The sequence below is a fragment of the Paraburkholderia susongensis genome (assembly GCF_900177725.1).
GTDB lineage: Bacteria > Pseudomonadota > Gammaproteobacteria > Burkholderiales > Burkholderiaceae > Paraburkholderia > Paraburkholderia susongensis.
The window spans coordinates 562,284-575,372 of record NZ_FXAT01000001.1; the positions used below are offsets into that span (position 1 = coordinate 562,284).

General features: G+C 61.6%; 13 protein-coding genes. 8 read left to right on the forward strand and 5 right to left on the reverse strand.

The annotated features are described in order from the left end of the window. Positions 1–19 precede the first annotated feature (19 nt). Genes B9Z01_RS02530 through B9Z01_RS02550 form a run of 5 tightly spaced genes read left to right on the forward strand, consistent with a single transcriptional unit; the run spans position 20 to position 4,612 of the window. Positions 20–1,345: an aromatic ring-hydroxylating dioxygenase subunit alpha gene (locus tag B9Z01_RS02530; RefSeq protein WP_085480676.1), complete on the forward strand. Its 1,326-nt coding sequence runs from the start codon at positions 20–22 to the stop codon at positions 1,343–1,345. After that, complete coding sequence (locus tag B9Z01_RS02535; protein ID WP_085480677.1) at positions 1,345–1,878, forward strand: aromatic-ring-hydroxylating dioxygenase subunit beta; 534 nt, start codon at positions 1,345–1,347, stop codon at positions 1,876–1,878. The genes B9Z01_RS02530 and B9Z01_RS02535 overlap by 1 nt, the downstream gene beginning before the upstream one ends. Beyond that, complete coding sequence (locus B9Z01_RS02540) at positions 1,878–2,519, forward strand: cysteine hydrolase family protein (RefSeq protein WP_085480678.1); 642 nt, start codon at positions 1,878–1,880, stop codon at positions 2,517–2,519. The genes B9Z01_RS02535 and B9Z01_RS02540 overlap by 1 nt, the downstream gene beginning before the upstream one ends. After that, on the forward strand, positions 2,516–3,340 hold the full coding sequence (locus B9Z01_RS02545; RefSeq protein ID WP_085480679.1) for an SDR family oxidoreductase: 825 nt from the start codon (positions 2,516–2,518) through the stop codon (positions 3,338–3,340). Before B9Z01_RS02540 ends, B9Z01_RS02545 begins: the two co-directional genes overlap by 4 nt. A gap of 48 nt (positions 3,341–3,388) precedes the next feature. Next, positions 3,389–4,612, forward strand: a complete 1,224-nt coding sequence (locus B9Z01_RS02550; RefSeq protein WP_085480680.1) for a dienelactone hydrolase family protein — start codon at positions 3,389–3,391, stop codon at positions 4,610–4,612. 17 nt (positions 4,613–4,629) lie between these two features. Here B9Z01_RS02550 and B9Z01_RS02555 read toward each other — a convergent pair whose 3' ends face one another. Continuing rightward, positions 4,630–5,931, reverse strand: a complete 1,302-nt coding sequence (locus B9Z01_RS02555; RefSeq protein WP_085480681.1) for an MFS transporter — start codon at positions 5,929–5,931, stop codon at positions 4,630–4,632. A gap of 175 nt (positions 5,932–6,106) precedes the next feature. After that, positions 6,107–7,282, reverse strand: coding sequence for a M20 aminoacylase family protein (locus B9Z01_RS02560; RefSeq protein ID WP_085481155.1), 1,176 nt, complete (start codon positions 7,280–7,282; stop codon positions 6,107–6,109). 116 nt (positions 7,283–7,398) lie between these two features. Between B9Z01_RS02560 and B9Z01_RS02565 the strand changes: the two genes are divergently transcribed. Continuing rightward, entirely contained in the window at positions 7,399–8,349 is a 951-nt protein-coding gene (locus tag B9Z01_RS02565) for a LysR substrate-binding domain-containing protein (protein ID WP_085480682.1), read from the forward strand. 48 nt (positions 8,350–8,397) lie between these two features. On the opposite strand, the gene B9Z01_RS02570 is transcribed toward B9Z01_RS02565, so the two are convergent. Next, positions 8,398–8,595: a tlde1 domain-containing protein gene (locus tag B9Z01_RS02570; RefSeq protein ID WP_085480683.1), complete on the reverse strand. Its 198-nt coding sequence runs from the start codon at positions 8,593–8,595 to the stop codon at positions 8,398–8,400. Further along, complete coding sequence (locus B9Z01_RS02575; protein WP_085480684.1) at positions 8,595–9,368, reverse strand: IclR family transcriptional regulator domain-containing protein; 774 nt, start codon at positions 9,366–9,368, stop codon at positions 8,595–8,597. The genes B9Z01_RS02570 and B9Z01_RS02575 overlap by 1 nt, the downstream gene beginning before the upstream one ends. A gap of 143 nt (positions 9,369–9,511) precedes the next feature. Here B9Z01_RS02575 and B9Z01_RS02580 point away from each other — a divergent pair, with 143 nt between their 5' ends. Both B9Z01_RS02580 and B9Z01_RS02585 read left to right on the forward strand, forming a co-directional pair. Further along, positions 9,512–10,321, forward strand: a complete 810-nt coding sequence (locus B9Z01_RS02580) for a shikimate dehydrogenase family protein (protein ID WP_085481156.1) — start codon at positions 9,512–9,514, stop codon at positions 10,319–10,321. A gap of 79 nt (positions 10,322–10,400) precedes the next feature. After that, positions 10,401–11,783, forward strand: coding sequence for an MFS transporter (locus B9Z01_RS02585; protein ID WP_085480685.1), 1,383 nt, complete (start codon positions 10,401–10,403; stop codon positions 11,781–11,783). A 218-nt stretch (positions 11,784–12,001) separates the two neighbouring features. Here the strand turns inward: B9Z01_RS02585 and B9Z01_RS02590 are convergent, their stop codons facing one another. Continuing rightward, positions 12,002–13,033, reverse strand: a complete 1,032-nt coding sequence (locus B9Z01_RS02590) for an NAD(P)H-quinone oxidoreductase (protein WP_085480686.1) — start codon at positions 13,031–13,033, stop codon at positions 12,002–12,004. Between the last annotated feature and the right edge of the window lie 56 nt (positions 13,034–13,089).

The window sequence follows — 13,089 nt, forward strand, 5'->3', positions numbered from 1 at the left end:
CCCCGTTCAAGGAAGCCGAATGAGCCTTACCAACGAGACCCTCGCGAGTCTGGTACGCCCGGACAGCGTGCATAAGCGCGTCTACACCGACCCGCAGATATTCGAGCTTGAAATGAAGCGCATTTATGGCCAGGCGTGGATTTACGTCGGCCACGAGAGCCAGGTGAAGCACCCCGGCGACTATCACACGACCCGCCTCGGCGATCAGGACGTCGTGATGGTGCGCGCCACCGACGGTCAGATTCAGGTGGTCTACAACCGTTGTCCGCATAAAGGCGCGAAAGTCGTACCCGACGGCGACGGCACGACCGGCAGGTTCTTTCGGTGTCCGTATCACGCATGGACATTCAAGCTCGACGGCACCCATCTGTCCGCGCCGCTGAAAAACGGCTTGCAAAACACCTGTTTCGATCCGAAGCATCCGGATTTTTCAATGCGCAAAGTGGCGCGCGTCGGTGTATATCGCGGCTTCGTATTCGCCAGTCAGGCGGCCGAAGGGCCAGGGCTCGAGGAATTCCTGAACGGCGTCGCGTCGTCGATCGACAACCTGTGCGACCGCTCGCCGGTCGGTGAGGTCGAAGTGGCAGGCGGCGTGTTCCGCGTCCTGCAACGCTCGAACTGGAAAGTGTTCTACGAGAATCTGCACGACACGATGCACGCGCCGGTGACGCACGAATCGTCGGTGGTGTCCGCGCGGTCGCAAGCGCAGGAGCAAGGCTCGCTGCCGTTCGAACTGCTGATCATGGAAGGCAACGGCGAGCCCTACGAATTTTGGGAAAAGCTCGAACTGCGCGCGTACGACAACGGCCACGGCTATATGGAAGGCATTTTCGATCCGGCCGCGGCGGAACGCGATCCGGTTTCCAGCGCGCATTTCGTCGCGTTGGCCGAAGCGTATGGCGAAACCCGCGCACGCGAAATTCTCGGCATGAACCGGCACAACACCGTGATTTACGGAAGCGGTTCGCCGCATACGGTGTTCCAGCAGTTCCGTGTGATCCGTCCTTTGTCGGTGGATAGAACGCTGGTCGAAATTCAGACCTTCAAGCTCAAAGGCGCACCGGACTCCGTATTCGAACGCGCGCTGACGTACGCGAACGTGATCAACTCGCCGTCGTCGAACGTGATGCCGGACGACGTCGAAGTCTATGCGCGCTGCCAGCAAGGCAATATGACCAACGGCGGCGACTGGATCAGTATGCATCGCTACGCAGGCACCGATCGCCAGGTCGAAAACGGCATGGTGTCGATCAATGGCACCAGCGAGTTGCCGATGCGCAACCAGTTCGCGGCGTGGAAACGCTTCATGCTCAACGAAACCGCCGCTGAAGAAGGAGCGCGCTGATGCTGTTCGACACCACCTTCGATCTTTCGACTCAGGCCGCCCATCCGGTTCGCGTGACAGACGCACTTCGCGCCGATGTCGAACAGTTCCTGTTTCACGAGGCACGTTTGCTCGACACGCGTGCATTCGACGGCTGGCTCGATCTGTGGACGCCCGACGGCATGTACTGGATGCCGCACGAGTCCGGCCAAACCAGCCCGCGCGACCATATTTCGCTGTTCTGGGAAGACGCGACGCTGCGCGAAGTGCGCGTGCGCCGTATCACGAATCCGCGCAACTGGTCGCAGCAGCCGGTGACGCGCACCGCGCGCGTGATCGGCAATGTGATGATCGACGGCACCGACGACGCCGGCCGCCTGATCGTCCATTCGACCTTCATGCTCGCCGAATGGCGCAACGCTCAGCGCCAGCTTGCGGGACTGACGACGCACAAACTCGTCGCGCAGGAATCGGGCGGCTGGCAAATCTATCTGAAGCGCGTCGATCTGATCAATGCAGCGGATGTATTCGCGAACCTGGAAGTGTTCGTGTGATGGTCAGGTCGCCCGCCCTTTCGTCAACGCCCCCATTGCATCGCACCGCCGTGCTTGCGTTGCATTATCAGAACGACATACTGCATCCGGACGGCAAGATCCGCGTCGGCCTTTCCGCAAGCGACCCGGCGCGCGACCGGGTGATCGCCGCCGCGGCGAAGCTGATCGCGGGCGCACGACACGCCGCGTTGCCGCTCATTCACGTGCGCATCGCGTTTCGTCCGGACTACGCGGATCTGACACAGAACTGCTGGATTTTTCGCAAGACGGCCGAACTCGGCGCGGTGCAGGAAAACACGTGGGGTGCCTCGTTTTACGAGGCGCTCCAGCCCGACGAAACGCGCGAGCACGAACTCGTGATCCGGCATCAGCGGACCAGCGCGTTTATCGGCACGCCGCTCGAACAGATCCTGATGAAACTCGGCGTGCGTCATCTGATCGTTGCGGGCGTGGCGACGCATTCGGTCGTTGAGATGAGCGTGCGTCACGCGGTCGATCTCGGCTACGAAGTCACGGTCGCCGCCGATGCATGCGCAGCCGCCGATACGAAGATTCACGATGCGTCGCTCGACAGCATGCGTTTGCTCGCGGAAATCGCTGACGTCGATACCGCGCTCGCCCAACTGGAGAAGCACGCATGAGCACACCCCATTCCACGTGTCCGAATGGCAGGCTGGCCGGCAAGGTCGCGATTGTCAGCGGCAGCACGCAAGGACTCGGCGCGGACATCGCGCGCGCTCTGGTGGCGCAAGGCGCATGCGTGATGACGCTCGGACTCGGCGCGCAAGCGGGCCAGGCCGTCGCGGATTCGCTCGGCGACGCGTGCCGTTTCATCGAAACCGATATCACCGATGATGCGCAGATCGATCACGTGATTTCAGCAACGTTGAAACATTTCGGCCGCCTCGATTTTCTGATCAATAACGCCTGTACATATGCGGACTCCGGTCTTGCTTCGACGCGCGAACAGTGGCTCCATCTGCTGAACGTCAATCTGGTATCCGCTGCGATCTTCGCGCAGAAAACCGCGGCGCATATGACGCGCGGCGGCGTCATCGTCAATCTGGGCAGCACGGGCGGCAAGTTCGGTGCGGCCGGTCGCGCGCTGTATCCGGCGTCGAAAGCGGCCCTGCAGCAGTTCACCCGCAATCTCGCCGTCACGCTCGCGCCCGAAGGCATTCGCGCAGTGACCGTATCGCCGGCATGGACGTGGTCGCCTTCACTCGAACAGCTTGCGCAAGGTTCGATCGATGCCGCGGATCGCGTCGGGCGTGAGCTGCATCCACTGGGACGCGTCGGCCGGGGCCATGAAATCGCACAGGTGATTGCCTTCCTTTGCTCCGCCGAGGCGTCGTGGATTACCGGTGTCGATATTCCGGTCGACGGCGGATTTTCGATTCTCGGACCCGACCAGGGCCGGTCGCCTCGCGACTGGTTCAGCCGCGTCGGCAACGCTGGCTGACACGCTGCACTCCCCCACATTCAACCTTTGACCCACGAAGGAAACCTCATGTCGAAACAGATCAGGATCACGTCGAATGGCTCTCAATTCGATGCGTATCTCGCGTTGCCGGAAGCCGGCAGCGGACCCGTCGTCGTGTTGTTGCAGGAGATTTTCGGTGTCAACGCGGACATGCGCGAGGTGGCCGACCTCTATGCCAGCGAAGGCTATGTCGTGCTGGCGCCGGATCTGTTCCATCAGTTCGAGCCGAACATCCAGCTCGGCTATGGCGAGGCGGATCATGCACTGGCCTTCGATTATTACCAGCGTTTCGACGTCGCGCGCGCACTCGACGATATTCGCGCGACAGTTGAATTCGCGCGCTCGATGCCGCAATCGACGGGCAAGGTCGGCGCACTCGGCTTCTGTCTCGGGGGCAAGCTCGCCTATCTTGCAGCCGCGGACTGCGGCGTGGATTGCGCCGTCGGCTATTACGGCGTCGGCATCCAGGACGCGTTGGATCTCGCGGCAAAGATCGATTGTCCAGTCGCGCTGCATTTCGGCGCAACCGATCCGCTGAATCCGCCCGAAGCGGTCGAATCGATCAAGACCGCGCTCGGCGACAAGCCGAACGTGAAGCTTTACGTGTATCCAGAAGCCGGTCATGCATTCAATCGCAGCGGCCCGACTTTCGTCAAAACCGCGGCGATGCCCGCGCATACACGCAGCCTCGATATTTTCCGCAAGACGATGGGCCCGGACTACGATCTAAGCGCCTTGGCGGACCATCACTTCTACCTGGAATTCGCCGCGCGCGACCCCGAAGCGACGATGCAAACGATGGTGCCGCAACCCTACGTGAACCACGTCCCGACGATGACGGGCGGCACCGGCTACACCGAGCTCAAACGCTTCTACGCGAACCATTTCATCCACAACAATCCCGCCGACACGAAGATGGTGCCGATCTCGCGCGTGGTCGGCGTCGACCGGATGGTCGATGAATTCATCCTATGTTTTACGCACGATTGCGAAATCGACTGGCTATTGCCCGGCGTCGCGCCGACCGGCAAATACGTCGAAATTCCGATGCTGGTGGTTGTCGGATTTCGCGGACCGAAGCTCTACAACGAGCATATCTACTGGGATCAGGCCAGCGTGCTCGTGCAGATCGGTCTGCTCGATCCGACCGGTCTGCCGGTGTCGGGCATCGAAGCCGCCCGCAAGCTGATGAACGAAAAGTTGCCGTCGAATACCTTGATGGCGCGCTGGAAAGACAGCGCGCCGGCTTGATGCAGCAATCCGCGGTGTCAATCAATCGGCCGGCCTGCTGTCTCTCTCATGAACGGCAGCGGTGTCAGGGACAGGAGGCCGCAGCCGATCAGATACCACGCGGGTGAGAACACATTGCCACTCAACTGAATCAGCAGAGTCGCGAAGAATTGAGCAAATCCGCCGAAGATCGAGGCGCCAGTGCAGTAGACGATCGACATCCCCGTTACCCGCACGTTTCGAGGAAACAGTTCAGGCTGAAGCACGAGACCAGGAACGATGGTGAAGGTCGACAGGATCGCAAGAACCGTACACACGCTGACGAGGACGAACAGCGTCGGCACCGCATGGATCAGTATGAAAGCGGGATATATCACGGCGATCAGCAACAATCGCGAAATCGCCAGAACTGGCTTGCGCCCGACGCGATCGGACAGTATCCCGGCGATCGGTGCGCAGACCACCATGATCGCCGCTGAAGCAACTGGCGCCCACAATGACAGCGACATCGGGAAGTTCAGCACTTGCACCGCGTACGACGCGATGTAATAGACCACGATATAGTTGGCCGCCGTGCCGCCGATCGTCGTCAGGATGCCGATCGTCAGACCCTTGGAGTGGTTTCTGAAGACCTCCGTGATGGGCTTCGAGAGTTCGATCGCTTCCGAACTAACGGCCTCAGGCAGTGTTTCCCGAAGATTCCGGCGGATATAGATCGCGACGAGCCCGGCAGCCACACCGATCACGAATGGCACTCGCCACCCCCAGCTCTCGAGCGCGTTCTGCGACAGCAAAGTACTCAACGTCACCGCCAGCAGCGCACCACACACCGTGTTGATGCCCTGGCTCAGGATCTGGAAACTGCCGTACAACCCGCGCTTCCGATCGCCACCGAACTCCATCAGCAGCGTGGTCGCCGAGCCGACCTCGCCGCCGAGCGCGAACCCTTGCAGCAATCGCGCACCGAGTATCCACATCGGCGCGGCGAGACCCGCGGACGCGTAGGTCGGCGCAAATGCAATGAGTGCTGAACCCAGAGCCATCAGTGTCAGCGTGAGATTCATCGCCGCTTTACGGCCCGCACGGTCCGCATAGGCGCCGAGGACGAGGCCGCCGAGCGGTCGCGTGATGAAGCCGACGCCGAACGATCCCGCAGCCAGCAGCAACTGCGTCAGATGATCCCCGGTGGGGAAGAACAGCTTGCCGATGATCGGAGCGAAAAAGCTGTACGTCGTGAAATCGAAAAACTCGAGGCCGTTGCCGAGCGTGATCGCCGCGATCGACTTCGCCTTGCGGAGACCACCCTCACCCGCTCCGGCGGTCGCGGTTCCTCCGTCCATATTTAGTGTGTTTCGCAAACGCGCATCTTCCATGATGTTGTTGTCTCCAAAGGTGTTCGGTCACCGATGATTGTTTTGATAGTTGATCTACTTCCCGCTTTGAACGATGGCCGGCCGCACTGAAGCCGGCACGCCGTTCAAACCGCTTGTTCAAACCGCCTGCGCCAGCCGATTCCTACACGAGAAACTTCTCGGCAAGCTTCACCCAGAACGCGGCGCCCGTTGTCAGACACTCGTCGTTGAAATCGTAATGAGGGTTGTGGTGCGACATGCATCCACCTTCGCCGTCGCCATTGCCGATGAACAGGTAACTGCCACGGCATTGCTCGAGAAAATAGGCGAAGTCCTCACTGCCGGTGACAGGATCCATGTCGACGACGACCCGATCCGCGCCAAGCCAGTCGAGCGCGACCTGCTGCGCGAACCGGGTCATCTCGGCGTCGTTGACCACCATCGGATTGCCGGTGCGGTAATCGATCGTTGCCGACGTTCGATGGACCGCTGCCTGCGCATACACAACTTCGGTAATGCGCTCGCGCAGAAACGCACGCACTTCGGCCTTCAACGCACGCACCGAGAGTCGCAGTTCCACCGTTTCTGGAATGACGTTAGGTGCGTCGCCGGCATGAAACGCCCCCACCGTGATGATCGCCATCTCAAGAGGCGCGACGGTGCGCGACACAATGGTCTGCAGCGCCACGACGATGTGTGAGGCGGCAACGATCGGATCGACTGCCTTTTGTGGCACCGCTCCGTGCCCTCCTCGCCCCTTGACCGTGATAATCACCGTGTCGGACGACGCCTGGATCGGCCCCGGCCTGAAGCCAAACTTGCCGGTGTCGAGCCCCGGAAGATTGTGCATCCCGAAAACGGCGTCGCACGGAAAGAGATCGAACAGACCATCCTCCAGCATCTTCTTCGCGCCTCCGAGTCCTTCTTCTGCCGGCTGAAAGATGAGATTCAGCGTGCCGTTAAAGGAGCCTTCTTGGGCGAGATACCTGGCCGCCGCCAGCAGCATCGTGGTGTGGCCGTCGTGACCGCATGCATGCATCTTGCCCGGCGTCTGGCTCGCATAAGGCAGGTTCGTCAGTTCGTGGATGGGCAGTGCGTCCATGTCGGCCCGAATACCGATACGGCGCTTTCCATCGCCGCGTTTCAGTTGCCCGACAACGCCCGTCTTGCCCAAACCCCGATGCACCTCGTAACCCCACTCCTGCAGCCGTCGTGCGACCAGATCGCTGGTCGCGAATTCCTCGAACCCGAGTTCGGGCTGCGCATGCAGTTGCCGCCGCAAGTCGATCATTTCCTGCTCACTTGCGCCGAGCCCCGGCGGAATGACTCCGTTTTCCATGTCACCTTCCGATTGATTCGTTTGATACGCGAGCATATTCAGAGTCGGCTTTGACCGGTAGCCAAGCAACGGTTAAAGTGCAAACCATTGGTTATCACTTACCGCGTCGCAGTCCAATGAAACTTCACCAACTCAGAACGCTGAATGCCGTCGTCAACACCGGCGGGATTCGGGCGGCGGCCCGTGCGCTGGGCGTATCGTCTACTGCTGTGACCAAGGCGCTGCAAGAACTCGAGGCCGATCTAGGCGTGCAGTTGCTGCATCGCCATTCGGGAGGCGTTTCGTTGACCGAGTACGGGCGTGCACTGCACGTTCACGCGAAATCAGTGCTGAAGCAACTCGAACGGGCCGATTCCGAGATCCGGATGATGCGCGGCGCGAACGCCAGCAAGCTGACGATCGGCGTGACACCGTGGGTCGCATTGACCTTTCTGCCGCCGACGGTCATCAAATTCCGTGCGTTGATGCCCGAGGTCAAGCTCGAGTTCTACGAGGGGCTACTGGCCGTCGTTCAACCATTGCTGCGCGACGGCACCCTTGATTTCTCGATTGGCCGTACACCCGACGAGCCGGTACGTTCCGAGTTCCAGACCGTTCCCCTATTTTCCAGTCAGGCGGCGATCGTCGGGCGCAAGGATCATCCGAAGCGGAACTGCCGAACGCTGCACGAGTTGACGGACGCGGAATGGTTGCTGACCTGGGATCCCGCCGGGGAAGCGCCGATGCTGGAGACGCTATTCAGGAAGCACGGAGTGCAGGTGCCTGAAACCATCCATCTTGCCCATTCCGTCTCGGTCGGGCTGGGGCTGCTCACGCAAACGGATATGCTGGGCGTCTATCCTTGGCCACTCGTTGAAATCGGCTTGATGCGAGACGAATTGGCCGCTTTGCCACTGCGGGAAGTCGTCGATCAGTCGACGGTTTGCATCATGTCACGGCGGGACGTGCGAATGAGTCCCGCCGCCAGTTACTTTTTCGAGTGCTTTCGCGAGGTGATTCACGAGATGGAGCGCTCAAGCGAGCCGAACAAGCGGCGGCTGTTTCATTCGCTGGAGGTACTTCTTTAGAGACTATGGAAGGAGCGCTGAAAAAAGCCGTGCATTACTGCACGGCTTTTAACTGACAACCGTAATGCAACCTTCGCTTAGGTGCTGTGGCCCTTCCGGATGAAGACGAAAATTGCCGCGCCAGATACCGTTAATCATGGTGGCGTCACCTGTCTTCGGGTTCCATAGAGCAAACCATTTCGTCCGGTCTGTTGTCCCGTATCCGTGTTCAGACCACCAGTCACGCGCCCACCGTCGCGCGTCCATCAGATATCGATGATGGGCCGCAATAGCGCCTGCCCTTCATATAGATATCGCAAATGGCGCTCACGGATGTCGGCGAGCGACAGCGACGACACCTGTGTGGTGATCGTGAGACTCGCGCGCATTTCGCCGGCGCGGTTCGTCAGCGGCACGCCGAGAATGCGCATTCCGACTTCGTACTCCTGGTCGAGCTCCGCATACCCCTGCTCGCGGATCTGCCCGACGATAGCCTTGATCTCGTCGACCGACGTGCGCGTGAAGGGCGTGAGCGGCTTGCGCTCGACCCGCGCGAGATACGCGTCCACCTCCTCGTCGGGCAACGAGGCCAGCCACAGGCGGCCGCTGCCGGTGCAGTACATCGGCAGTCTGTAGCCTTGCCGGATCGACAGCGACGACACATTCGCGATGCGGCTGCGCACGATATGCACCACTTCGTCGCCGTCGTGCACGGCGACCGACACATGCTCGCGCGTTTCGGCCGCGACCTTTTCGACGATCGGCCGCAGCATGCGCGGCAGAAGGGCCGAGTCCACGTAAGCCTGGCCCACGCGCAGCGTCTTGGCGGTGAGCCAGTATTTCCTGCTGTCGGTCTGCGCGTAGCCGTCATGCACGAGCGTGAGCAGAAAGCGCCGGGCGGCGCTGTGCGTCAGACCGGCAAGGCGCGCAACATCGGCCACGCTGAGCCGCGGCATGTCCTCGGTAAACAGCTGAATGATCGCGAGACCTTTCTGCAGACCGACGATCAGATCGCGTTCGTGAATGACGGGTGAAGCCATGATTTCGCCTGGGAACCGTAAAAACAATGCGATTATCGCATCGCCATTGCGCTAATTGGTCGATCCTCCCGATAACGGCATTGCCCGACGCCGGACCGGGTCGCAACATGAGTGCCGTTCGCAACAAACGTCCGGTGCAATTCATGATTAGCGGTACGACCGAGCTGTTGGCCATCGTAGGTTCCCCCATCTCGCAGGTGAAATCCCCCGAGAACTTCAACGCGTGGTTCGCGCGTCACAACAAAAACGCGTCGATGATCCCCATCGATCTGCAACGCGATTCGCTCGACGGCTTCGTCGACACGCTGCGCGCATGGCGCAATCTGCGCGGCTGCGTGGTCACCGTTCCCTACAAGCACGAGATCGCGAAGCGCATCGACGTGCTCAGCGAAAGAGCGCAGGCGCTCGCCTGCGTGAACGTGATCCGCCGTGAAGCCGACGGCACGCTGGTCGGCGACATGGTCGACGGCGACGGTTTCATCAACGCCGTGCGGCGCCACGGCTTCGAGCCGCACGGCACACGCGCGCTGATCGTTGGCGCGGGCGGCGCCGGCAGCGCGATCGCCTGGTCGCTGAGCGAGAACGGCGTTGCGAGCCTCACGCTCGCCGATCTCGATACCGCGCGCGCACAGCGGCTCGGCGCGCTGCTCGCCGCGCGCTTCCCGGCGGTGGCGATGAGCTTGCAGTTCGATTCACTCGATCCGTTCGATCTCATCGTCAACGCGTCCCCGGCCGGGATGCCCGGCAACGACGTGCTGCCGATCGCGGAGGATCGATTCGCCACGCTGCGCGCCGGCACGCTCGTCGCGGATGTCGTCACGACACCCGAAATCACGCGCTTCCTGGAGCTGGCTCGCCGCGCGGGCTGCCGCATCCAGACCGGGGCTGAAATGGCTCTGGCCCAGTTCGGCAATCTGGGCGCATTCATGAACATGACGCCGCTTACGGCGTGATCGCCGTGGCCACGCGTGCGCTATGCGGCGCACGAGCGTGGCTGCGGCACCCACTCGAACATCAAACAGGAGACCACAAATGGACATCGACGGAAAAATCCCCGCGCCATCCAGGCAACAAACGAGGCGCGCGACGGCCAGCGGCTGGATCGGATCGGTGCTCGAATACTACGACTTCTTCATCTACGCCCAGGCGGCGTCGATGGTGTTCCCACAGCTGTTTTTCCCGCATGGCAATCCGAAGCTTGCGATCGTCGCATCGCTCGCGACCTACGGCGTGGGCTACGTCGCACGGCCGATCGGCGGTTTCGTTCTCGGGCGCCGCGGCGACACGCACGGCCGCAAACATCTGCTGCTGCTGTGCATGTTCCTGATGGGTATCTCGACATTCGCGGTCGGCCTGCTGCCCACCTATAAGCAGATCGGCATCGCCGCGCCGATCGCACTGGTCGTGCTGCGTCTGATCCAGGGCTTCGCGGTGGCCGGGGAAATCTCGGGCGCCAGCTCGATGATTCTCGAACAGGCGCCGTTCGGACGGCGCGGCTATTACGCGAGCTACGCGCTGCAAGGCACGCAGGCGGGCCAGATTTTCGCGGCAGCCATCTTCATGCCGCTCGCGTACTGGTTGCCGGCCGACGCATTCGCCTCGTGGGGCTGGCGAATCCCGTTCCTGCTCAGCGCTTTCGTGCTCGCAGCCGGCTACGTGATCCGGCGCAACGTTCAGGAATCCCGAGCATTCATCGACGAAGGCTTGCAGGGCGCGATTCCCGAGTCGCCGATCCGGGTTGCCTTCCGCGAAAGCTGGCGGGACATCGTTCGCATCGCGGTGATGGCGTCGGCCGCCGTGATCGCGATGGTCGCGACGATTTTCGGCGCGGCCTATGCGGTGCAGCCGGCCTACGGCATCGGCTTTCACCCCGACACTTATCTCGTGATACCTCTGGTGGGCAACATCGTCGCGGTGATCGTGATCCCGTTCGTCGGCCGGCTGTCCGACCGGATCGGGCGGCGCATCCCCGTCGTCGTCGGTTCTCTGGGCGCGGGACTGCTGTCGTACGTCTATCTGTATGCGATCAGCGCGGGCAACGCGCCTGTCGCGATCGTCACGTCGGTGCTGATGTGGGGCATCGTCTATCAGGGCTTCAACGCCGTGTTTCCGAGCTTCATGCCTGAACTGTTTCCGACCCGTACGCGCGTGTCGGCAATGTCGATCGGGCAGAACGTCGGCATGGCACTGACCGCGTTGCTGCCGTCGCTGTTCGCCGCCATCGCGCCGCCGGGCACGAAGGACATTCCGCTGTTGATCGGTACGCTCACGCTCGTCATCACCGCCGTCGCGGCGATCGCGGCCTGGACGGCCCGCGAGACCTACCGTACGCCGTTGCACGAACTGGGTGGGCCCGGTTCGGGCCGGCGCCCGGCCGCGGGGATTGCATCTGCCGATGCCGTCGAGGCTCGCTGACGAAGAGGCGCGCGTAATGACGAATTAATAGCGAACTAATGACGAACTGATGGCGAACGATCGTACCGAAGCGGCGATCCGGCTTCGGCCAATCGTCGGGCAAATCGCGAGACAGTGCGCGACCTCTGGAAGCAACGCTTTTTCATGACGTCCATCGCGAAACCGGCAAAAGGATTACCGCCTGGCTTACCACCTCCGCTTTGCCGGTAACCCAGGCTTCAGCCAATGAGATCGGCACCTGTCGTCAGGACAATCTTCCCAAAGTGGGTGCCGGAGTCGATCAACTCGTGAGCGCCGCGAGCGTCGGCAAGCGCAAAGGTCTTGTAGACGACCGGCTTGATCTTGCCGCTCTCGATGAGCGGCCAGACCTGCCGCTCCAGGTCATTGATGATGATCGCCTTGTCCGCGGATGTGCGCGATCGCAATGTCGAGCCCATATGCGTCAGGCGTTTCGTCAACATCGGCACGATGTCGAGATCCTTCGCCGGTCCCTTGATCACGCCCACCTGGAGGATCCGTCCGTCCATGGCTGCGGCGTCATAGTTTCTGGCCACGTAGTCGCCGGCGATGATGTCGAGGATCAAGTCGACGCCTCTGCCATCGGTAAACCGCTTCGTTTCGGCGACGAAATCGTCCTCGCGGTAATCAACCGCGAGGTCTGCGCCTAGCGCCAGGCTGGCCTCCCGATGCGCCTGCGAGCCAACCGTCGTGATGATTTTCGCAGCGCCGAATGCCTTCGCCAGCATGGTCGCCGCGGTACCGATACCTGACGCGCCGCCATGGATCAACACCGATTCACCGGCAACCAGCTTGCCGCGCTGGGACAGGTTCAGCCATACGGTCATAAACGTTTCGGGCATAGCCCCCGCTTCCACCAACGTCAGGCCTTTGGGGATATGCATGGTGTTGCAGGCGTGCGCGACTGCGTATTGCGCGTAGCCACCGCCGGGAATCAATGCACACACCAGTTCGCCGATCCGGAATTGGGACGCGTCGGAGCCCACGGCAACCACTTGACCTGCCACTTCCAGCCCCGGAATGTCCGAAGCGCCGGGGGGCGGATCATACAGCCCTTTGCGCTGGAAAACGTCCGGGCCATTCACGGCAGCCGCGTGGATGCGGATCAGAACCTGATCGGCAGCCGGCATCGGCACCGGGCGCGTTGCCGGCACCAGGACTTCAGGACCGCCGGGCTGTTTGATCTCAATGGCCGTCATGGACGACGGCACACGATAAGTCGAAGCAGACATGGATACCACTCCTTCAATTGATGAGGCTCGATTGATCCGGGTGGATCATTAAACGA

Coding starts and splice junctions, on each gene's coding strand:
- B9Z01_RS02545 (WP_085480679.1), top strand. CDS start 2,516: ATGAGCACACCCCATTCCACGTGTCCGAATGGCAGGCTGGCCGGCAAG.
- B9Z01_RS02575 (WP_085480684.1), bottom strand. CDS start 9,368: ATGGCTTCACCCGTCATTCACGAACGCGATCTGATCGTCGGTCTGCAG.
- B9Z01_RS02585 (WP_085480685.1), top strand. CDS start 10,401: ATGGACATCGACGGAAAAATCCCCGCGCCATCCAGGCAACAAACGAGG.
- B9Z01_RS02540 (WP_085480678.1), top strand. CDS start 1,878: ATGGTCAGGTCGCCCGCCCTTTCGTCAACGCCCCCATTGCATCGCACC.
- B9Z01_RS02580 (WP_085481156.1), top strand. CDS start 9,512: ATGATTAGCGGTACGACCGAGCTGTTGGCCATCGTAGGTTCCCCCATC.
- B9Z01_RS02530 (WP_085480676.1), top strand. CDS start 20: ATGAGCCTTACCAACGAGACCCTCGCGAGTCTGGTACGCCCGGACAGC.
- B9Z01_RS02535 (WP_085480677.1), top strand. CDS start 1,345: ATGCTGTTCGACACCACCTTCGATCTTTCGACTCAGGCCGCCCATCCG.
- B9Z01_RS02550 (WP_085480680.1), top strand. CDS start 3,389: ATGTCGAAACAGATCAGGATCACGTCGAATGGCTCTCAATTCGATGCG.
- B9Z01_RS02565 (WP_085480682.1), top strand. CDS start 7,399: ATGAAACTTCACCAACTCAGAACGCTGAATGCCGTCGTCAACACCGGC.
- B9Z01_RS02590 (WP_085480686.1), bottom strand. CDS start 13,033: ATGTCTGCTTCGACTTATCGTGTGCCGTCGTCCATGACGGCCATTGAG.
- B9Z01_RS02570 (WP_085480683.1), bottom strand. CDS start 8,595: ATGGACGCGCGACGGTGGGCGCGTGACTGGTGGTCTGAACACGGATAC.
- B9Z01_RS02560 (WP_085481155.1), bottom strand. CDS start 7,282: ATGGAAAACGGAGTCATTCCGCCGGGGCTCGGCGCAAGTGAGCAGGAA.
- B9Z01_RS02555 (WP_085480681.1), bottom strand. CDS start 5,931: ATGGACGGAGGAACCGCGACCGCCGGAGCGGGTGAGGGTGGTCTCCGC.